At 74.0% G+C, this 18,399-nt stretch carries 20 protein-coding genes; 6 read left to right on the top strand and 14 right to left on the bottom strand.

Translation table 11 applies throughout. The features are described 5' to 3' along the window. Window positions 1-162: 162 nt before the first annotated feature. From ACSUPR_RS28630 to ACSUPR_RS28620, 3 genes are all read right to left on the bottom strand, one after another. Window positions 163-1,656: an aminopeptidase P family protein gene (locus tag ACSUPR_RS28630; protein ID WP_436892177.1), complete on the bottom strand. Its 1,494-nt coding sequence runs from the start codon at window positions 1,654-1,656 to the stop codon at window positions 163-165. Between the two features lie 301 nt (window positions 1,657-1,957). Then, window positions 1,958-2,491 (bottom strand): GNAT family N-acetyltransferase, encoded by a 534-nt coding sequence (locus ACSUPR_RS28625; protein ID WP_436888117.1) that lies wholly within the window; start codon window positions 2,489-2,491, stop codon window positions 1,958-1,960. Window positions 2,492-2,639: 148 nt separating this feature from the next. Further along, on the bottom strand, window positions 2,640-3,578 hold the full coding sequence (locus ACSUPR_RS28620) for an oxygenase MpaB family protein (RefSeq protein ID WP_436888115.1): 939 nt from the start codon (window positions 3,576-3,578) through the stop codon (window positions 2,640-2,642). Window positions 3,579-3,829: 251 nt separating this feature from the next. Between ACSUPR_RS28620 and ACSUPR_RS28615 the strand changes: the two genes are divergently transcribed. Then, complete coding sequence (locus tag ACSUPR_RS28615) at window positions 3,830-4,540, top strand: nuclear transport factor 2 family protein (RefSeq protein WP_436888113.1); 711 nt, start codon at window positions 3,830-3,832, stop codon at window positions 4,538-4,540. A 112-nt stretch (window positions 4,541-4,652) separates the two neighbouring features. Here the strand turns inward: ACSUPR_RS28615 and ACSUPR_RS28610 are convergent, their stop codons facing one another. Together ACSUPR_RS28610 and ACSUPR_RS28605 are read right to left on the bottom strand one after the other, a co-directional pair. Then, complete coding sequence (locus tag ACSUPR_RS28610) at window positions 4,653-5,333, bottom strand: response regulator (protein ID WP_436888112.1); 681 nt, start codon at window positions 5,331-5,333, stop codon at window positions 4,653-4,655. Next, window positions 5,303-6,694 carry a sensor histidine kinase gene (locus ACSUPR_RS28605; protein WP_436888111.1) on the bottom strand — a complete coding sequence of 464 codons (1,392 nt, stop codon included), beginning with the start codon at window positions 6,692-6,694 and terminating at the stop codon, window positions 5,303-5,305. The genes ACSUPR_RS28610 and ACSUPR_RS28605 overlap by 31 nt, the downstream gene beginning before the upstream one ends. Window positions 6,695-6,856: 162 nt before the next feature. On the opposite strand from ACSUPR_RS28605, the gene purB reads away from it, so the two are divergent. Continuing rightward, window positions 6,857-8,287 (top strand): adenylosuccinate lyase, encoded by a 1,431-nt coding sequence (purB, locus tag ACSUPR_RS28600; RefSeq protein ID WP_436888109.1) that lies wholly within the window; start codon window positions 6,857-6,859, stop codon window positions 8,285-8,287. A 245-nt stretch (window positions 8,288-8,532) separates the two neighbouring features. Beyond that, window positions 8,533-8,709, top strand: a complete 177-nt coding sequence (locus ACSUPR_RS28595; protein ID WP_436888107.1) for a hypothetical protein — start codon at window positions 8,533-8,535, stop codon at window positions 8,707-8,709. 157 nt (window positions 8,710-8,866) lie between these two features. On the opposite strand, the gene ACSUPR_RS28590 is transcribed toward ACSUPR_RS28595, so the two are convergent. Further along, the gene (locus ACSUPR_RS28590) at window positions 8,867-9,832 is read right to left on the bottom strand and encodes a threonine ammonia-lyase (RefSeq protein WP_436892176.1); all 966 of its coding nucleotides are present in this window, start codon (window positions 9,830-9,832) and stop codon (window positions 8,867-8,869) included. Window positions 9,833-9,900: 68 nt separating this feature from the next. Between ACSUPR_RS28590 and ACSUPR_RS28585 the strand changes: the two genes are divergently transcribed. Then, complete coding sequence (locus ACSUPR_RS28585; protein ID WP_436888105.1) at window positions 9,901-10,497, top strand: flavin reductase family protein; 597 nt, start codon at window positions 9,901-9,903, stop codon at window positions 10,495-10,497. Window positions 10,498-10,549: 52 nt separating this feature from the next. On the opposite strand, the gene ACSUPR_RS28580 is transcribed toward ACSUPR_RS28585, so the two are convergent. From ACSUPR_RS28580 to ACSUPR_RS28560, 5 genes are all read right to left on the bottom strand, one after another. Continuing rightward, window positions 10,550-11,929: a cellulase family glycosylhydrolase gene (locus tag ACSUPR_RS28580; protein ID WP_436888104.1), complete on the bottom strand. Its 1,380-nt coding sequence runs from the start codon at window positions 11,927-11,929 to the stop codon at window positions 10,550-10,552. Between the two features lie 415 nt (window positions 11,930-12,344). After that, window positions 12,345-13,013: a maleylpyruvate isomerase family mycothiol-dependent enzyme gene (locus ACSUPR_RS28575; RefSeq protein ID WP_436888103.1), complete on the bottom strand. Its 669-nt coding sequence runs from the start codon at window positions 13,011-13,013 to the stop codon at window positions 12,345-12,347. Between the two features lie 76 nt (window positions 13,014-13,089). Further along, the gene (locus ACSUPR_RS28570) at window positions 13,090-13,446 is read right to left on the bottom strand and encodes a hypothetical protein (RefSeq protein WP_436888101.1); all 357 of its coding nucleotides are present in this window, start codon (window positions 13,444-13,446) and stop codon (window positions 13,090-13,092) included. Between the two features lie 77 nt (window positions 13,447-13,523). Further along, a complete protein-coding gene (locus tag ACSUPR_RS28565) occupies window positions 13,524-14,144 on the bottom strand; it encodes an FMN reductase (protein WP_436888099.1) in 621 nt (206 codons plus the stop codon). After that, window positions 14,141-15,253 (bottom strand): LLM class flavin-dependent oxidoreductase, encoded by a 1,113-nt coding sequence (locus tag ACSUPR_RS28560; protein ID WP_436888097.1) that lies wholly within the window; start codon window positions 15,251-15,253, stop codon window positions 14,141-14,143. Before ACSUPR_RS28560 ends, ACSUPR_RS28565 begins: the two co-directional genes overlap by 4 nt. A 276-nt stretch (window positions 15,254-15,529) precedes the next feature. Here ACSUPR_RS28560 and ACSUPR_RS28555 point away from each other — a divergent pair, with 276 nt between their 5' ends. Further along, a complete protein-coding gene (locus tag ACSUPR_RS28555; protein ID WP_436888095.1) occupies window positions 15,530-15,727 on the top strand; it encodes a hypothetical protein in 198 nt (65 codons plus the stop codon). Window positions 15,728-16,140: 413 nt separating this feature from the next. Here ACSUPR_RS28555 and ACSUPR_RS28550 read toward each other — a convergent pair whose 3' ends face one another. Continuing rightward, window positions 16,141-17,052 carry a GlxA family transcriptional regulator gene (locus ACSUPR_RS28550; RefSeq protein WP_436888093.1) on the bottom strand — a complete coding sequence of 304 codons (912 nt, stop codon included), beginning with the start codon at window positions 17,050-17,052 and terminating at the stop codon, window positions 16,141-16,143. 143 nt (window positions 17,053-17,195) lie between these two features. Between ACSUPR_RS28550 and ACSUPR_RS28545 the strand changes: the two genes are divergently transcribed. Then, window positions 17,196-17,633 carry a Rid family hydrolase gene (locus ACSUPR_RS28545; RefSeq protein ID WP_436888091.1) on the top strand — a complete coding sequence of 146 codons (438 nt, stop codon included), beginning with the start codon at window positions 17,196-17,198 and terminating at the stop codon, window positions 17,631-17,633. Here the strand turns inward: ACSUPR_RS28545 and ACSUPR_RS28540 are convergent. Then, the gene (locus tag ACSUPR_RS28540; RefSeq protein WP_436888089.1) at window positions 17,611-17,814 is read right to left on the bottom strand and encodes a hypothetical protein; all 204 of its coding nucleotides are present in this window, start codon (window positions 17,812-17,814) and stop codon (window positions 17,611-17,613) included. The genes ACSUPR_RS28545 and ACSUPR_RS28540 overlap by 23 nt on opposite strands. Window positions 17,815-17,970: 156 nt before the next feature. Continuing rightward, complete coding sequence (locus tag ACSUPR_RS28535; protein ID WP_436888087.1) at window positions 17,971-18,375, bottom strand: hypothetical protein; 405 nt, start codon at window positions 18,373-18,375, stop codon at window positions 17,971-17,973. Between the last annotated feature and the right edge of the window lie 24 nt (window positions 18,376-18,399).

Here is an 18,399-nt window from a genome sequence, read left to right as displayed (position 1 = left end):
TTTTCCGACGGGGGAGGATGTCAAGTGACCACCCGGGAGGGCGGTTCGCAAGGGTGACGATCGACGGGGCGGGGATTCGACATCCGATGGGAGGGGACCCGGAAAAAATCCGGGCCGCCCGCGCCGTCCCCGGCGCGGGCGGCCCGGGGAGCGGACCGGCGGTCAGGAGCGCGGCAGGCGCTCGGCCAGCCAGGCCTCGACCTCGGCGGAGGAGCGCGGCAGGCCTGCCGACAGGACGGTGCGCCCGTCCTCGGTGACCAGGACGTCGTCCTCGATGCGCACGCCGATGCCGCGCAGCTCCTCGGGGACGGTCGTGTCGTCGGCCTGGAAGTACAGTCCGGGCTCCACGGTGAGGACCATGCCCGGCTTCAGGTCGCCGTACAGGTGGACCTCCTGGCGGGAGAGCGCGCAGTCGTGCACGTCCAGGCCGAGCATGTGGCCGGTTCCGTGGAGGGTGTAGCGGCGCTGGAGCCCCAGCTCCAGGATGCGGTCCACCGGGCCCTCCAGCAGGCCCCACTCGACCAGGCCCTCGGCCAGCACCCGCTGGGAGGCCTCGTGGAAGGCGATGAAGGGGGCGCCCGGGGCGACGGCGGCGATACCGGCCTCCTGGGCGGCGTACACCAGGTCGTACACCCTGCGCTGGACGTCGGTGAAGGTGCCCGAGACCGGCATGGTGCGGGTGACGTCGGCGGTGTACAGGGTGGTGGTCTCCACGCCGGCGTCGAGGAGCAGCAGGTCGCCGTCGCGGACGGGGCCGTCGTTGCGGGTCCAGTGCAGGGTGGTGGCGTTGGCGCCGGAGGCGGCGATGGTGCCGTAGCCGACGTCGTTGCCCTCCACCCGGGCGCGCAGGAAGAACGTGCCCTCGATGAAGCGCTCGGAGGTGTCCTTGGCCTGCGGCAGGGTCCTGGCGACGTCCTCGAAGCCGCACACCGTGGCGTCGACGGCCAGCCGGAGCTGGGCGATCTCCCACTCGTCCTTGACCAGGCGGTGGTCGGCCAGGGTGACGGCGAGCTCCTCGTCCAGGGCGGCGGACTTGGCGCGGGCCTCCTCGTCGGCGTCGCCGCGCACCTCGTCGACGATGGCGTCGAGCCCGGCGTCGTGGCCGCGGACGATGCGCACGGCGGTGTCGGTGGCGCGCAGGACGTCGGCCAGGGTGGTGACGTCGGCGGTGGGAACGCCGAACAGGTCGGCGGCCTCGGAGAGGCTGTTGCGGCGGCCGGTCCACAGTTCGCCGTAGCCGCCGAGCCAGAACTCGCCGTTCTCGCGGTTGGAGCGCGGCTTGAGGTAGAGAACGGAGTCGTGGCCGCCGTCGGCGCGCGGGGTGAGGACCAGGCAGCCGCCGTCGGAGGTGTCGCCGGTGAGGTAGGCGTACTCGGTGGCGGCCCGGAAGGGGTACTCGGTGTCGTTGGAGCGGGTGACCAGCTGCCCGGCCGGGACGACGAGGCGCTCACCGGGGAAGGCGGCGCTCGCGGCGGCGCGGCGGCGGGCGGTGTGCGCGGCCTGCTCGATGGGCTCCAGGTCGCGCCGCTCGGTGTCGGCCCAACCGGTGGTCATCCACGCGGCGAGCTCGTCGGAGACCGACTGCGCCTGGCCGTTCTTGCGTGGCGTGAACACGAAGGTGCCCGTGTCGGCTCCGGGGCGCTGCTGCTCGCTCACGTCGTGACTCTCCTCGTCGTGGTCGTCCTGGGTCATGGCTGACCGGTGCGGCCGCTGCGGGGTCAGCGGCCGGGCGGGGCCGCGGGTGGCGGCCCGCCGCCCATGGTACGGCGGCGGGAGGCACCGGGGCCGCCCTGCGGACATAGCGAACCCCATAACGCGCGAACACGCCTTGTTATGCCTCCGTGACCGGCAAAGTCGCAGGTGGAGCGGGTGCGGGCGGACCGGCGGTGGACGGAGGCGCCGGTCGTCCCAGGGGCCGGGGCCGCGCGCCCGGCGCGCACCCGTGGGGCGGGGCCGGTCAGAGCCGCTGCACGAAGGGGATGGCCTTGGGGTAGGGCAGGTCGTCGATGGAGGCGGGGTCCACCCACCGGTAGCCGATGCGCTCGTACAGGGCGACCGCCTCGGGCTGGTTGGGGCCGGTGAACAGGATGACGTCGGCGTAGCCCAGGGCGCGGGCGGCGTCCTCCAGGGCGGCCATGACCCGGCGGCCCAGGCCGCGCCGCCGGTGGCGGGCACAGGTCCAGATGCGCTTGAACTCGGCGGTGCCGGGACGCTCCCCGGGCCGGACGCGGTAGGGGCGCAGCGCTCCCCCGGCGACGACCTCCCCGCCGATCTCGGCGAGAACGACCCGGCCGTGGGGCGCGGCGAACTCGGAGATCGGGTAGCGGGACAGCTCGTTCGCGGCCCCCTCGGCCCCGTAGCGCTCGGTGTACTCCTCCAGCAGGCCGTCGAGCAGCCCCTGCACCCGGGGGTCGTCGTGCCGGACGGTGAGCATGCGCACGCCGTCGGCGTCCGTGGCCCCGGCCGCGCCCTCGGTCCGCGTGCGTGTCATCGGTGGTCCCCTCCCCTGAAACGGGGCGCCCGCGGGCGCCCGCCGGGAATGGTATCCGCGATCCGGACCGCCCGGCCACGCGTCGAAGGTCACCCCCGGGGGACCGGTCAGGGCGGCCGTCGGCCTCCCGGGAGTGCGGCGCTCCGGTTCAGGACTCGGCGGGGACCCTCGGGGCGGGGACGGCGGTGGTGTCGGGGGCCCGGAAGCGGGTGAGCGAGCGCAGCGCGCGGGACCCGTTCTCCACCCGGTAGCCGGCCGCGAGCAGGCGTTCGCGGGCCTCCTCGGCGCTGCGCAGGGTCGCCTCGTCGAAGATGAGGTTGTAGTAGCGCTCGGGCACCCGGTTGAGCCCGGCGCGCAGCGCGCGCAGGGCCGCGGTGGCCGCGGCCTCCCCGCCCGGGACCGGGGGCAGGACGCCGTACTCGCGGCGCGCCCAGGCGGGCAGGGTGGCGTAGGACAGGGCGCCGACCGGGAACCACAGGGGCCGCAGCGGGGCCAGCGCGGACAGGTGCTCGGGCACCGACGGCCAGAGCAGGAACCGGACCGCCTGCCGGGCCTCGGGGGTGGCGCGCAGCACGGGCCGCACCGCGGCCAGGTAGCGGCGCATGTCCGCGACCGAGCGCGGGACGTCGTCCCGCGACAGGCCGACGTAGGCGGCGGTGGCGGACTGCTCGTCGAGGTAGCGGTCGCACTCGCCCGGGGTGAGCGGCACCCCGGCGCGCACGGCGGTCTCCAGGTAGGAGCTCACCTCGGCGCAGTGCACCCACACCAGCAGGTCGTGCTCGTCGACCCGGTGGCGGCGGCCGGTGGCGGGGTCGGTGAACGACAGCGCCCGGTGCACCCGGCGGATGTGCGCGCCCAGGCGCTCGGCCTCCTCCGGGGAGCCGTAGGTGGTGACGGCCACGAAGTGGGCGGTGCGCAGCAGCCGTCCCGTGGGGTCGCTGCGAAAGTCCGACCGCTGCCAGACGCCCTGCATCGCCACCGGGTGCAGGGCCTGGAGCATGAGGGCGCGCACGCCCGCCACCCACATGGCGCGGTCCAGGTGGACGGCCCAGGTGACGCTCTCGGGTGCGGCGACGGTCGGTCTCATCGGCTCTCCTCCGGGGCTGCGCGGGGGGCTCGCGCCTGGGCCGTCGGGCCCGGGGGCCCTGCGCCCCACGATACGTCGGCCGCCGCGGGGCCCCGCGGCGGCCCGGCCCCAGCGGCCCTTGTCCAGAAAGCACCGATTCTTGGCACGCGCAGGACCGGGGCCGGGCGCACCCTGGCGTTAACGGGACGCCCCGGGCCCGCCCCTCGGCCGCGCGCCCCTCCTCATCCCTTCGTCCACCTGTGGAGCGGGACATGTCCACGCAGAATGACGTCCACTTCGATGCCGACACCTACCGCCGCGCCATCGAGGAGACGGACGCCGACACCCTGATCGCGATGTTCAAGGACGACGCCGAACTGGAGATGTTCGACAAGCGCACACCGCCGGGGTCCCCCGCGGTGCTGCACGGCAAGGACGCCATCGAGCCGGTCGTGCGCGAGCTGTGCGGCCGGGACATGACGCACGAGGTCCTCAAGGTGGCCGTGGACGGGGACCACGTCGCCTACACCGAGAGGTGCGTCTACCCCGACGGCAGCATGGTCATGAGCAACACCATGCTGGACCTGAGCGACGGCGCCATCGCCCACCAGACCACCGTGCAGGCGTGGGACGAGGAGGCGGTGGACCAGCCCCAGGTCGGTGACTTCGACGCCCCCGACGAGCAGCAGTCGTTCGACCACGGGCACGCCGAGATCGTCCGGATCGGTGGGCACAACGTCCTCCGGACCACCATGGAGCCGGGGTGGCGCTGGTCGGAGCACATGAAGGAGATGGTCGGCACCGACCAGTGCGAGCTGACCCACACGCTCGTACTGCTGTCCGGCACCGTCCGGGTGCGGATGGAGGACGGCACCGAGGCGGAGGTGACCGCCGGACAGACCGCGTTCATCCCTCCCGGGCACGACGGCTGGGTGGTCGGCGACGAGCCGGCCGTGGGGATCGACTGGACCGCCAGGGACTGACGCCGGGCCGGGGCCGGCCCTTGCGGGAGGTCCCGGCGCGGCCCGGGGCCGGGCGGGGCGCCCGGTCCCCTCCGGGCGCGCGGGCCCGGACCGCCCGCCGCGTCCGGACCGCTCAGGTACCGCGCAGGTAGGCCAGGACGGCGTGGACGCGGCGGTGCGAGCCCTCGTCGGGCGGCAGGTCGAGCTTGGCGAGGATGTTGCCCACGTGCTTGCCGACGGCGGCGTCGCTGACCACCAGGCGGCGGGCGATCGCCCCGTTGGAGTGCCCCTCGGCCATCAGCGCCAGCACCTCGCGCTCGCGCGGGGTGAGCCGCTCCAGCGGGTCGGAGCGGCGGCGCAGCAGCTGGCGGACCACCTCGGGGTCGACGAACGTGGCGCCCTCCACCACCCGGCGCAGCACCGACGCGAACTCGCGCACGTCGCCCACCCGCTGTTTGAGCAGGTAGCCCACCCCCCGGCCCGCGCCGGAGTCGAGCAGGTCGGAGGCGTAGCTGAGCTCCACGTACTGGCTGAGCGCCACCACCGCCAGCCCGGGCAGGCGGCGGCGGAGCTCGACGGCGGCGCGCAGCCCCTCGTCGGTGAAGTCCGGGGGCATGCGGATGTCGGTGACGACCAGGCCGGGCCGGTGCTCCTCCGCGGCCTCCAGCAGGGCGTCGCCGTCTCCGACGGCGGCCACCACGGGGAACCCGAAGCGTTCCAGGACGCCCACCAGTCCCTCCCGCAGCAGCACGCCGTCCTCGGCGAGCACGGTGGGGACGGGGGTCACCTCGGGTCCGTCCGGTCGATCGTGCACGGCAGCTCCACTCGGATGCGGGTCGGCCCTCCCTGGGGGCTGGACAGGTCCATTGTGCCGCCCATGACCGCGACGCGGTCGCGCATCCCGGTCAGGCCGCTGCCGCGCGCCGGGTCCGCACCGCCGGGCCCGTAGTCGGTGACCTCCACCGCCAGGGCGTCGCCGCCGGGCGCGGAGGACAGGGAGGCGTGCACGGTGGCGGCGTTGGCCTCGGTGTGCTTGTAGACGTTGGTGAGCGCCTCCGCGACCACGAAGTAGGCGGTGCCCTCCACGTGGGCGGGGAGTCGGCGCGGCAGGTCCGCCTCGACGGTGACCGGCACGGGCGAGTGGTCGGCGAGTTCGGCCAGGGCGGCGGGCAGGCCCCGGTCGGTGAGGACGCGCGGGTGGATGCCGCGGACCAGCTCGCGCAGCTCGGTGATGAGCTCGTCGGCCTTGCGCTGGGCGGCGGCGAGCCGGCGGTCGGCCTCGGACCCCTCCTCGACGTCCAGCCGGGCCATGCCCAGGTCCATGTTCAGGGCCACCAGCCGCTGCTGGGCACCGTCGTGCAGGTCGCGCTCGATGCGGCGGCGCTCGTACTCGAAGGCGTCCACGAGGCGGGCCCGTGAGTGGGTGACCTCGGTGAGCTCGGCGCGCAGCTCCTCCTTGGGCGGGCCGACCAGCAGGGCGCGGGCCAGGACGCCGTGGCCGTAGGAGGTGAGGCCGCACAGGTAGACGGCGGTCAGGAGCGCGACCGGGGAGAGCAGGGTCAGCGGCAGCGCCTCCTCGACGGTGGTGGCGGTGACGAACCCCAGGCTGATCTGGGAGCCGGGGGCGTCCCCGACCAGTGCCGGACCCAGCAGGAGGAGGACCGCGAAGCTCAGCAGGGTCCCCATCACCATGATGAGGAGGAACGCGATGGGCATGAACAGGAAGAGGTAGGCGACCTCGCGCCAGGTCGCGGCCTCGGTGTAGCGCAGCCTGATCCAGCCCCACAGCCCGGGCGGGGGGACCCGGTGGCCGCTGTCGGCGGGGGCGGGCGAGACCAGGCGCAGGCGGCGGCGCTCCAGGGCCCCCAGCGGCAGGCCGAGCAGCGGGCCGAGGCACACCGTCATGAGCAGCCCGGACAGGACCCCGGAGACCAGGAGGAACATCCGGTCGCCCGTGTCCGCGGGTGTTTCGGCCAGGGCGAGGGCGACCACCAGCCAGGGGCCGTACAGCGGGAAGGCGACGGCCATGAGGAGGACGCCGATCAGCGCGGTGGTGGCCGCGTAGGCGGTCGCCCGCAGCGACCAGCCGGAGAAGGGGAAGAGCGGGCGGGCCATCGCCCGGAGGAGGTCTGCGGGCGCGTTCCGGGGGCGCTGCCCTACGGTGCCTGTGGTCATGCCTCCACGTTAGGAAGCCGGGGAGCGGCGGGGAATCCGCCCGGCCACCGGACCGGGGGTGGGGACGGCCCTACCCCCCCGGGGCGGCGGAGTGCGGGGCCCGGCGCCCGGACCGGGTCCGGAGCGCGGGTGTCCCTGCTCAGCGCGGTAGGGTGGGCGAACGTGAGCGCGAAACCCGTTATCCCCGATGTCCTGGCCGCCCGGTACGCCTCGGCGGAGCTGACCCGGCTGTGGTCCCCGGAGTACAAGGTGGTCGCCGAACGGCGGCTGTGGCTGGCCGTCCTGCGCGCGCAGGCGCGCCTGGGCGTGGACGTCCCCGACGGCGTGGTGGCCGACTACGAGAAGGTCCTGGAGCAGGTGGACCTGGAGTCCATCGCCGCCCGCGAGCGGGTCACCCGCCACGACGTCAAGGCGCGGATCGAGGAGTTCAACGCCCTCGCCGGGCACGAGCACGTGCACAAGGGCATGACCTCGCGCGACCTGACCGAGAACGTCGAGCAGCTGCAGGTCCGCGACAGCCTGCTGCTGGTGCGCGACCGCACGGTGGCGCTGCTGGCGCGGCTGGGCCGGCTGGGCGCCGAGTACGACACGACGGTGATGGCGGGCCGCTCGCACAACGTGGCGGCGCAGGCCACCACGCTGGGCAAGCGGTTCGCGTCGATCGCCGACGAGGTGCTGGTGGCGTTCGGCCGGCTGGAGGAGCTGATCACCCGCTACCCGCTGCGCGGCATCAAGGGCCCGGTGGGCACCGCCCAGGACATGCTGGACCTGCTGGGCGGGGACCGGGCCGCGCTGGCGCGGCTGGAGGACGAGGTGGCCGCGCACCTGGGGTTCACCCACCGGTTCACCAGTGTGGGCCAGGTGTACCCGCGCTCCCTCGACTTCGAGGTGCTGACGGCGCTGGTCCAGCTGGCCGCGGGCCCGTCCTCGCTGGCCAAGACGATCCGGCTGATGGCCGGGCACGAGCTGGTCACCGAGGGGTTCGCCGAGGGCCAGGTGGGCTCGTCCGCGATGCCGCACAAGATGAACACCCGCTCGTGCGAGCGGGTCAACGGGCTGACGGTGGTCCTGCGCGGGTACGCGTCGATGGCCGGGGAACTGGCCGGGGACCAGTGGAACGAGGGCGACGTCTCCTGTTCGGTGGTGCGCCGGGTGGCGCTGCCGGACGCGTTCTTCGCCTTCGACGGCCTGGTCGAGACGATGCTGACGGTGCTGGACGAGTTCGGCGCCTTCCCCGCGGTGGTCTCCGCGGAGCTGGACCGGTACCTGCCGTTCCTGGCCACCACGAAGATGCTGATGGCGGCGGTGCGGGCGGGCGTGGGCCGGGAGACGGCGCACGAGCTGATCAAGGAGCACGCCGTGGGCTCGGCGCTGGCGATGCGCCAGGAGGGCGTGGGCAACCGGCTGCTGGAGCGGCTGGGCGGGGACGAGCGGTTCCCGCTGGACCGGGCCGAGCTGGAGGCCCTGCTCGCGGACCGGATCACGTTCACGGGTGCGGCGGCCGAGCAGGTCGCGGCGGTGGTGGAGAGGATCGACGCCATCGTGGAGCTGCACCCGCGGGCGGCGGCGTACGCTCCGGGGTCCATCCTCTAGATCGTTTTCTCGAACTCCCGCCCCGGCTCGGCCCGTCCGTGGCCCGCCACCGCCCTCAGCGGCCGGCCCGCGGCCACGGACCCCGCCTGATGCGGCGCCCCGTAGGGCTCGGGCCCGGGACCCGGAGGTCCCGGGCCCTTCTCGTGCACCGCGTATGACGCAGTTCACCTGAGCGAACACTGGGTTCGAAAGTTAACGCCTATTACGGTTGGGGCGTCGGCGTTCCGCACCCCTTGGAGGTTCCGTTGACCGATCCCGACTCCTTCGGTACCGCCCTGTGGACCCTGCTGCTGATCACGGGGATCATCCTGGCCTTCGGCACGGCCGCCCTGAGCGACATGGCGCTGCGCCGCCGCGAGGACCGCCGCGAGCGGGAACAGCGCGAGGCCTCCGCCCGGAAGCGCTCCGGCGGCACGGCCTGACCCCGGCCTCCTGTACCTCCGGCTCCTCCCGGCCCCGCTGCGCGGCCGGGAGGGGCCGGAGCGGAGCGGTCCGGTCCCGGCCGACCGGGCACAGGCCGCCCCGCGCGGTCACCGGGTCCGGCGACCGTCCCCGCCCCCGTCCGCTCCTGCGGGTCCCTCAGCGGTACTCGGCGATGATCCGGGAGAACAGGTCCGGATCGACGTTGCCGCCGGAGACCACCGCGACCGTCGCCTCGGGCCGCCCCGGTACCGCGGGCACCCGCCCGGCCAGCACGGCAGCGGCGGCCAGCGCCCCGCTGGGCTCGGCCACCACCCGCGCTCCCAGGGCCAGGTGGGCGACCGCCCGGGCGATCTCTTCCTCGGTGACGGTGACGATCCCGTCCAGCCGGTGGCGCAGGTGCTCGAAGGTGAGGTCGGACAGGCACACCCGCACCCCGTCGGCCATGGTCCGGTGGGTGCGCTCGGGCTCCCAGGCGACCCGGCGCCCCAGTTCCAGGCTCTCGGCGGCGTCGGCGGCCAGCTCCGGTTCCACCCCGATCACCCGCACCCGGCGGGGGTGGACGGTCCAGGCCGCCGTGGCGACCCCCGAGGCCAGCCCGCCCCCGCCCACCGGGACGACGATCGTGGTGACCTCCGGCGACTGCTCCAGGATCTCCAGGCCCACCGTGCCCTGACCGGCGATGACGGCGCGGTCGTCGAAGGGCGGGACCAGGGCCAGCAGTTCGGCGCGCGAGATCTCCTCGGCCGTCCCGACGCGCTCGGCTGGTGGGACGAGGACGATCCGGGCGCCCCGGTCGCGCATCCGGTCCACCTTGACCTCGGGCGCGTTGTCGGGGACGACGACCGTGCAGGGGACGCCCAGGCGGGCGGCGGCGTAGGCCAGGGCCTGGCCGTGGTTGCCGGAGGAGTGGGTGATGACGCCGTGGGCGCGCTGGGTGGGGTTGAGCAGGGCGACGGCGTTGGTGGCGCCGCGCAGCTTGAACGCGCCGGTCGGCTGCAGGTTCTCGGGTTTGACGAGGAACGGCGGGCCCTGGGGCGGGCCGGCCGTCAGGGGGGTGCGCACGACCGAGCCCTGGAGGCGGGCGGCCGCGGCGCGGATGTCGTCTGCTGAGACCAGTTCCATGGCCCGGGTATGCCCGCCGCGGCGGGCGTCGTCACGGGTCGGCCGCACCTTGTGGATAATCGGTGGTCATGCGCACCGAATGGACTCCCGAGGACCTGCCCGGCCGGGCCTTCTACCGGATGATGACCGCGGTGGTGGTACCGCGGCCGATCGCCTGGGTCTCCACCACCTCCGCCGACGGGGTGGACAACCTGGCACCCCACTCCTTCTTCACCATCGCCTGCGCCGATCCGGCGATCGTGCAGTTCACGTCCATCGGCCGCAAGGACTCCCTGCGCAACGTGGAGGCCACCGGCGAGTTCGTGGTGAACCTGGCGCCCGAGCCGCTGTGGAAGGAGGTCAACGCGTCCGGGACCGACTTCCCGCCGGAGGTCGACGAGTTCGAGGCCCTGGGGATCACGCGCGAGGAGAGCGCCGCGGTGCGTCCGCCCCGGGTGGCGGCCTCCCCGGTGGCGCTGGAGTGCGCGCTGCACTCGACGGCGGGGTTCGGCACCTCCACGGTGGTCTTCGGCCGGGTGGTGCACGTGGCGGTGGACGAGGGCGTGATGGGCGGGGACGGCCTGCCCGAGGCCGGGCGGCTGCGGCCGCTGGCCCGGCTGGGGCGCAACGAGTGGTCCACCCTGGGCGAGGTGCGCGCGGTCGACCGCAGTCCCTACCGCCCCTGAGCCCCCGGCCGTGCGGACCGGGCGGTCCGCACGGCCGGAGGCGGAACGTGCGTCAGGCGGTGCAGGTGAGCGCGGGGACCTGCGGGTCGCCCTCGGCGGCGCCGACGAGGCCGAAGGTGGCCGACTCCCCGGCGGCGAGCGTGCCGTTGTAGGGGGCGTTCACGGCGGTGACCAGGGGGCCGTCGGTCGTGACCTCGGCGTTCCAGGACTGGGTGACGCGCTGCCCCGGGGGCTCGGTCCAGGTCACGGTCCACCCGGTCAGCGCCCTGTCCGCGGTGACGGTGACATCGGCCCGGAACCCGCCCGACCACGCCTGGACGATGGTGTGGACGGCCTCGCAGCCGTCCCCGCCCGGGCCCTCGGTGGGCTCCTCGGTGGGCGGGTCGGTGGGCTCCTCGGTGGGCCCGCCGCCGTACACCGGTGCCTCGACCGAGGTCTCCGCGATGCCGTCGGGACCGTGGAAGATCCGCTCGCCCCACGGCGTGAGGCGGTCCGGGTCGAAGCCCTCGACCATGTCGAGGTACTCCACTCCCCCGCCGTTGCCGCTCCACGACCAGCCGATGTAGCCGAGCCCGAGTCGGCGGGTGTGCTCCAGGATCGCGTCCTCGTCGGGGTTCCCGTCGCTGTGGTCGTGGCCGAACTCGCCGACGATCAGCGGCAGCCCGGCGTCCGCGAAGTGCTCCAGGTAGGAGACCACCGTCGACTCCTGGGCGTAGACGCCGTACATGTGGATCGAGAAGAGGGTGTTGGCGTGCGTGTCGGAGGCGAAGACCGACGCCGCGTCGTTCCGCATGGTGTGGGACCAGTCCTGGCCCCAGTTGGGGGCGTCCACGACGAGGGTGTGCCGGAAGCCGGCGTCCCTCAGCCTGGCGATCGCGGCGGAGGTGTCGTCCGCCCAGTTCGCCACGGTCGCCTGGTCGTTGCCGTAGGGCTCGTTGCCGATGTTGACCAGGACGTGGTCCTCCTCGCCCTCCAGGACGTCCTGGATCCGCAGCCAGTAGTCGACGGCCTGGTCGAGGGTGGCGGCGCCGGACTGCTCGCCGTAGCCGGTGGTGTCGTGGACCTCCAGCACGCAGATCAGGCGGTTGGCCTTGCAGTCGGCGACGACGGCGGCCACGTCGGCGGGACCGTTCTCCGTCCAGCGGTCGCCGCTGCTGAGGACGACGCGGACGGTGTTGGCGCCCAGTTCCTTGATGTCGGCGAGGGAGTCGGTCTCCTGCGGGTACCAGGTGTGGGCGTGGTTGACGCCCCGCATGACGAAGTCGTTGCCGGCCGCGTCGACGAGGCGGCCGTTCTCGATCCGGAAACCGGTGTCGGGCTCGGCGGAGGAGGTGAGGTGCGCGCCGGAGGGCACGCCGGGGGCCGCCGCCGCGAAGGCGAGGGCGACGATCCCGATCAGGGCCACGAGGGCCAGGGACAGACGTTGGACCATGGGGGGTTCTCCTCAAAGATGAAGGACAACGTTGTCTTTTTGTGTCGAAGTGATCCGAACGGCGGGACAACGTTGTCATCTCGCACAGGAGTCGTGCGGTGTCACGGTTCGCGAGCACGTCCGGCATCCGCGGCGAAGCGGGGCCGGAAGGGCCGCGAACCCCGGGTCGGGGGTCCTGGGCACGGGGACCCGGCACCGGGACCTCCGCCGGGGCGCGGCCGGACCGCGCCCCTCTCGGTCGGGGCACCCCTTCGGGAGCGCTCCCAGAACGATGTGGAGAAGTTAACACCGTCGATGCGAGGGCGCAATGGAGGGGAAACCGGGGATTCGCGGACCGCGCCCGGCGCCCGGCCCGACCGCGACGCCTTGCGCGTACGCGGATCCGGGCCGGGGCGTCCCGCGCCGCCGGGGCGGCTCAGACCGTGAGGGGCTCCGCGGCGGCGGGGAGCAGGGACAGTGCGGGCAGGATCGGCGCGGGGTCGCCGGTCCAGTCCATCGCGGCGATCTGGCCGGGGGTGCGCCGCCCCATCAGCGCGCGGTAGAGCTCGAAGGCGGTGCCGCGCCAGTGCAGGGTGCCGCCCGGGCCCAGGGTCCAGGAGCGGCCGGCGTCGGTGGCGGTGACGGTCAGGCCGGGCGCGTGCCCGGGCCAGGCGCGGCCCAGGCCGGTGAGGGAGAAGTCGAGCAGGGTGTCGGCGTGCCCGGTGGCCGGCTCCAGGCCCAGGGCACCGCGGATGTCGTTCTCGTGGGTCCAGGCGTCCACCACGGGCAGCCGGTAGCGCAGACGGGTCTCGGTGCCCAGCAGCTCCAGCAGGGCGGGGGTGGCCGCGCGCCACTCGTCGCAGAGTTCGCCGATGCCGCGGTCGGCCCGCTCGGCGACCTGGCGGGCGGTGGCCTCGTCGGAGGCGGGCGGGGTGAAGGTTCCGGCGACCACCTCGGCGCACAGCCCGGCCAGGTGGGCGTAGGTCTGCTGGACGGTCCAGTCGGGGCAGGCGGGAACGGCGGTGCCCAGGGCGGCGTCGTCGAGTTCTGCGGCCAGGGCGAGCAGGCGCTCCTGGACCTCGCTGTAGATGCGCACGGAATCCATGCGCGCCACCTTACCGAACACCGTTCGGAAACCGCCGTCCGGGAGTCCCCCGGAACCCCGCCCGGCCCTGACGGCGTCAGTCCCATGCGTCGTCGGGCAGGAGCCACAGCCCGTCCCCCATCTCCTCCACGATCGCGGCCGCCGGGGCACGGACGGCCGCCCAGCAGGTGGAGGCGTGTACTGCGGCGGGCGCCCACCCGTCCTCGGCCATGGTGTCGAAGACCTCGACCAGGGCCGACAGGTTCCTGCGCACCCCCTCCGGGAAGGTCTCCGGCCGGTTCACGGCGTAGAGGTGGAAGTCGTCGACCTGGAGGGCGATCTCGTCGACGGCGAAGCCGGTGCGCTCCACCCACGAGATCTGGCGCCCGGCGTCCCAAGAGGCGGTCTCGGCGGCCTGACGCAGATAGGAGAGACAGGAGGGGGTCAGGGACATGGGGGCGGGGTGACGGGCGCGGATGCGGTGCGGCCCCGGCCGGGGGTTCCCGGTCCGGGGCCGGACGGGGGGGCGGGTCAGGTTCCCAGGCCGGACATCAGGTCGGCGAAGGCGACCGGCTCGTCGTAGGGGTCGTCCTCGCGCCGCTCGTGGTCGGCCGCCAGCAGCGCCAGCTGGCGGCCCGCCCGCTCGATGCGCTCGTTGAGCTCGCGGGCGCCCTCGTTGCCCGCGCCCCAGTCCTCCGAGGCCGCGTACACGCCGGTCGGGACGACCAACGCACGGCCGTAGGAGAACATGGGCCGCATGGCGTGCTCCAGCACCAGCGAGTGGCGCGGGCTGCCGCCGGTGGCGCCGATGAGCACCGGGAGCGAGTCCAGGGCGCCCGGTTCGACCACGTCGAAGAACGACTTGAACAGCCCGCTGTAGGAGGCGTTGAACACCGGGGTCACCGCGATGACCCCGTCCGCCTCGGCCACGTCGGACAGCACGTCGGGCAGTTCGCCGGTGGGCACCTGGGTGACCATGGCGTTCATGACGTCGTGGGCCAGCTCTCGCAGTTCCACCGTGCGCACCCGGGCCCGGATCCCCCTGTCCCCCAGCGCCCGTTCGGTGGCGGCGGTGAGCCGGTCGGCGAGCAGCCGGGAGGACGACGGGGTGCTCAGCCCCGCCGAGACGGTGACGATGCGGCGGACGGTCATGCCCGGGCCTCCGTGTTCTCCTCTTTGTGGTCCTCGGCCCGCTTCGCGGCGAGCATCGAGGCGTGGGTGGGTGCGTCGGGTACGTGTGCGGGGCGGTTTGCCGCGAACTCCTTGCGCAGTACCGGCACGACCTCCTCACCCAGCAGGTCCAGCTGCTCCAGGACGGTCTTGAGCGGCAGGCCGGCGTGGTCCATGAGGAAGAGCTGGCGCTGGTAGTCGCCGAACATCTCGCGGAAGGTCAGCGTGCGGTCGATGACCTGCTGCGGGCTGCCGACGGTCAGCGGCGTCTCTCGGGTGAACTCCTCCAGGGAGGGCCCGCCGCCGTAGACGGGCGCGTGGTCGAAGTAGGGCCGGAACTCCTTGACCGCGTCCTGGGAGTTCTTGCGCATGAACACCTGTCCGCCCAGGCCGACGATGGCCTGGTCCGCCTTGCCGTGGCCGTAGTGCTCGTACCGGCGGCGGTACAGCGAGATGAGCTTCTTGGTGTGCGTGGCGGGCCAGAAGATGTTGTTGTGGAAGAAGCCGTCACCGTAGTAGGCGGCCTGCTCGGCGATCTCCGGGCTGCGGATGGAGCCGTGCCACACGAACGGCGGCACGCCGTCGAGCGGGCGCGGGGTGGCGGTGAAGCCCTGCAGCGGAGTGCGGAACTTGCCCTCCCAGTTGACGACGTCCTCCCGCCACAGGCGGTGCAGCAGGTTGTAGTGCTCCAGGGCCATGGGGATGCCCTCGCGGATGTCGTAGCCGAACCAGGGGTAGACCGGCCCGGTGTTGCCGCGGCCCATCATCAGGTCCACCCGGCCGTCGGCGACGTGCTGGAGGAAGGCGTAGTCCTCGGCGATCTTCACCGGGTCGTTGGTGGTGATGAGGGTGGTCGCGGTGGACAGGACGATCCGGTCCGTCCTGGCGGCGATGTACCCGAGCATGGTGGTCGGCGAGGACGGCACGAACGGCGGGTTGTGGTGCTCGCCGGTCGCGAACACGTCCAGTCCGACCTCTTCGGCCTTGAGCGCGATCTCGATCATGGCCTTGATTCGCTCATGCTCGGTGGGTGTCCGGCCGGTGGTGGGGTCGGTGGTCACATCGCCGACCGAGAAGATTCCGAACTGCATGGCCCGCTCCTCAACTAGCTTTCCAAGAAGTAGTTTCCTGAGAAACTATCATGCCCGAACGGCGATCACACTCCCCCTATTCCCGCCGGGTGTCTCCCGAGCCGGTCTCCGTTCATCCACAGGCACGCTCCGTATCCGCAGAATGTCACCTGGACCTGATAAGCCTGGTAAAGCCGACACCATCCCGGTCACCCGGAGTCATGGACGGCCGGACACGAGGACGTCGAACACACCGGAAGGAGAAGGGCGCCCCCTCGACCCCGCGCCCGAAACCACATGTCCGTCACCCTCGATCCCCGGCGGCTTCCCCACCACCGACCCCACGACCACGAACGCGCCGACACCGCGCTCCCCGACCGCTCCGGCTGCTCCCGCCAGCCGGTGGTCCTGGCCGACGCCCTCGCCGACGTCGTGACCGCGCTCAGTGTCCTGGACCCCGACCTGACCCCCGGGCCCCGCCTCGGCGGGGCCTGACCCCGGACACGCCCGCGGCCGTATCGACGGTGTCGAGACGGCCGCGGGAGCCGCGCCCGGCAGAACGCCGGAGCCCGCTTCCGTGCGCCCTCCAACCGGCGGGTGCGAAGCCCTCCACGGTGCCGGAGGCGGCGGCGCGGTGGCCCTCGACGCTCTCCGGGACCCGGGTCCCGCCCGCCCCGCCGGTACCGGGCGGGGCGTGGAGCCCCCGCCGCACCTGGAGGGGCGGAGGCCCGACGGAGTGGACGCCGCCGTACTCCACGCCCAGGTGCCGGACGCCGATGAGGGCTGCCCGGAGGTGGGGCGTGCGACCCGCCGGAGGCCGCGGCACCCGCGTCCGGCATGCCCGCCGTGCCGCCGTCCCCCTCGGCTCTCCTGCAGGTGGAAGCCTCACGCGGGCTCACTTCACAGATTCAGGACGGCTCCGGCACCGGGTGGTCGGGGTCCGACGCGCGCATCCGGCGGTAGGCGCTCGGGGTGACGCCCACCTCGCGCCGGAAGATCGTCCGGAAGTTCACCGGGGAGCCGAACCCCGTCTCCGCGGCGATCCTCTCCACCGTCCGGTCGGTGGACTCCAGCAGGCGACGGGCGGCCACGATCCTCCGCAGTGTCACCCACCGCATGGGCGGCATCCCCGTCTCGCGGACGAAGTGCCGGATCAGGGTCCGCCGCGCCATCCGGCTGCGCTCGGCCAGGACCGCCACGGTGATGGGCTCCCCCAGGTGCTCGACAGCCCAGGCGAGCGTGGCGCGCAGCCCCTCGCGGGCGTGGGGGGCCGCGGTGCTGTACTGCGCCTGCTCCGCGTCGCGGGCGGACGACACGACCGCCTCCCGGGCCGCCCCGTCCGCGGCCACCGTCCCGAGGTCCGCCTCGATCAGGTGCAGGCAGGTGTCGATCCCGGCACTCGCCCCGGCCGACGTGAGGAGCCGCCCGTCCTCGACGAGCAGCCGGTTCCCGTCGACGCGGACGTCCGGGAAGGCCTCCTGCAGCTCCTCGGCGTAGCGCCAGTGGACGGTGGCCGTGCGGCCCGCCAGCAGCCCGGCCTCGGCCAGGGCGAACACGCCCGTGCAGACCCCCACGATGCGCGCACCCCGTTCGTGGGCGACGCGCAGGACCTCCAGGTAGGGCTCCGGGACCGGCCGGTACGGCTCCCCGTAGCCCGGCACGACCAGGATGTCGGCCCCCGCCGCGTCCTCCACCGGACGCGTCCCGTCCCCGCCGCCGCAGACCACGACCCGGTACGCCGGGTGCCGTCCGAAGACGTGGACCGGGATCGCGACGTCGAGCTCGAACAGCCTCGGCATCGCGAGGATCCCCACCGTCACGGACCCGTCCTTCGGGCGCACGCCCCCACCTCCGACATCCGGCACGATCCCTGCCGTGGACGGCACTCTTCGCTCTGGTCCCCGCCCCGGCGCCCTCGTAGCGTTTCCAGGGAACACGACAGCGAACGAACAGGCGGGAACCCATGTCCGGTGAGAACAGGACCGAGTCCCACGGAGTCCCGTGGGAGGAGACCTACGGGTACGTCCAGGCATTGCAGCGCGGGGACACCATATACGTGTCGGGCCAGGTGGCACACGACGGACCGGCCCCGACCCTGGTCGCCCCGGCACCGGTCGGCCCCGACGGGCGGGTCACCGACTTCGGCGGCACGGCGGCGCAGATGCGCCAGTGCTACGCCAACGCGGCGCGGCTGCTGGAGCGGTTCGGCGCCTCCCTGGACGACGTCGTCGACGAGGTCATCTACGTGGTCGACGCCGCCGAGGGGGACGCCGTCGCGGGCGAGGTGCGCAAGGAGGCCTACGGGCGGCCGGACCCGCAGGTGGCGAGCACGATGATCGGCACGCCACGGCTGGCGTTCCCCGAACTCCTGGTGGAGATCAAGCTCGTCGCCCGGGTGTGAGCCCGGCGGGCTCCGCGGCGGGGCGGCGCAGGCTCGCGAAGGCGAGTCTGCGCCGCCCGCGGTCCAGGACGGACGGGGCGGGCAGGCCCCGCAGGTAACGGGTCTCGTCCGTCTCCGCATCCGGCGCCGGGTCCTGCGGGCGGGGCGCCAGGGTGTTCCGCGTACCGTTCTGCGTGCTCATGGTCACTGCTCTCCTCTGTCCTCGGGCGGTCGGCGGCCCGCTCCCTCCCTGTGCGGGCCTCCACCTGTCCCGACGGCGGTGCGGGCGGACCATGACGCGGAACGCGGAGGAATTCCCCCCGATCCCGTCACCGGCCCCCGCCGGCCTGTTCCCCCGTCACGACCGGGCCGGAGGGAAGGGGCGTCGATGACCGACCCGGGGGCCGTCAGCGCCCGTGTCCTGCTGCGCGAACGCCCGCCCCCCGCCGTCCTCACGGCGCTGCACCGCGCCCCGGGCCTGGGCGTGTCCGAGGTGGCCCGGCGCGCCCTGTCCGGGGTGCCGCTGCTGCGGTCCGAACTGTCCGGCGGCGACCACGTCGAGGCGGTCCGCCGCCTGCGTACGGTGCTCGACCTGGTCGCCCCCTACCGGCACGAGGTGCACGAGTGCGTCGGTGCGCCCCTCCGGCCCGGGGACGCGCACCGACGCGCCGGTCCTGCTCGCCGCCCTGGCCCGGGCCGGGCAGCCGCCCGCCCCGGTGCGCCCGGTCGCCGACCCGTCTGCGGCCGACCTGTGGCGCACCACGCCCGGCCTCCGTCCTCCGGACGG

It is taken from the genome of Nocardiopsis dassonvillei, assembly GCF_964273065.1.
GTDB classification, from domain to species: Bacteria; Actinomycetota; Actinomycetes; order Streptosporangiales; family Streptosporangiaceae; genus Nocardiopsis; species Nocardiopsis dassonvillei_B.
The sequence above is the reverse complement of the archived record's forward strand: the minus strand, read 5'-3'. Positions and strand labels throughout refer to the sequence as shown.

Bases quoted from the DNA above. Each gene is read 5' to 3' on its own strand.
- ACSUPR_RS28625 (WP_436888117.1), bottom strand. From the start codon at position 2,491: ATGACACGCACGCGGACCGAGGGCGCGGCCGGGGCCACGGACGCCGAC.
- ACSUPR_RS28620 (WP_436888115.1), bottom strand. From the start codon at position 3,578: ATGAGACCGACCGTCGCCGCACCCGAGAGCGTCACCTGGGCCGTCCAC.
- ACSUPR_RS28615 (WP_436888113.1), top strand. From the start codon at position 3,830: ATGTCCACGCAGAATGACGTCCACTTCGATGCCGACACCTACCGCCGC.
- ACSUPR_RS28605 (WP_436888111.1), bottom strand. From the start codon at position 6,694: ATGACCACAGGCACCGTAGGGCAGCGCCCCCGGAACGCGCCCGCAGAC.
- ACSUPR_RS28590 (WP_436892176.1), bottom strand. From the start codon at position 9,832: ATGGAACTGGTCTCAGCAGACGACATCCGCGCCGCGGCCGCCCGCCTC.
- ACSUPR_RS28585 (WP_436888105.1), top strand. From the start codon at position 9,901: ATGCGCACCGAATGGACTCCCGAGGACCTGCCCGGCCGGGCCTTCTAC.
- ACSUPR_RS28580 (WP_436888104.1), bottom strand. From the start codon at position 11,929: ATGGTCCAACGTCTGTCCCTGGCCCTCGTGGCCCTGATCGGGATCGTC.
- ACSUPR_RS28575 (WP_436888103.1), bottom strand. From the start codon at position 13,013: ATGGATTCCGTGCGCATCTACAGCGAGGTCCAGGAGCGCCTGCTCGCC.
- ACSUPR_RS28570 (WP_436888101.1), bottom strand. From the start codon at position 13,446: ATGTCCCTGACCCCCTCCTGTCTCTCCTATCTGCGTCAGGCCGCCGAG.
- ACSUPR_RS28565 (WP_436888099.1), bottom strand. From the start codon at position 14,144: ATGACCGTCCGCCGCATCGTCACCGTCTCGGCGGGGCTGAGCACCCCG.
- ACSUPR_RS28560 (WP_436888097.1), bottom strand. From the start codon at position 15,253: ATGCAGTTCGGAATCTTCTCGGTCGGCGATGTGACCACCGACCCCACC.
- ACSUPR_RS28555 (WP_436888095.1), top strand. From the start codon at position 15,530: ATGTCCGTCACCCTCGATCCCCGGCGGCTTCCCCACCACCGACCCCAC.
- ACSUPR_RS28545 (WP_436888091.1), top strand. From the start codon at position 17,196: ATGTCCGGTGAGAACAGGACCGAGTCCCACGGAGTCCCGTGGGAGGAG.
- ACSUPR_RS28540 (WP_436888089.1), bottom strand. From the start codon at position 17,814: ATGAGCACGCAGAACGGTACGCGGAACACCCTGGCGCCCCGCCCGCAG.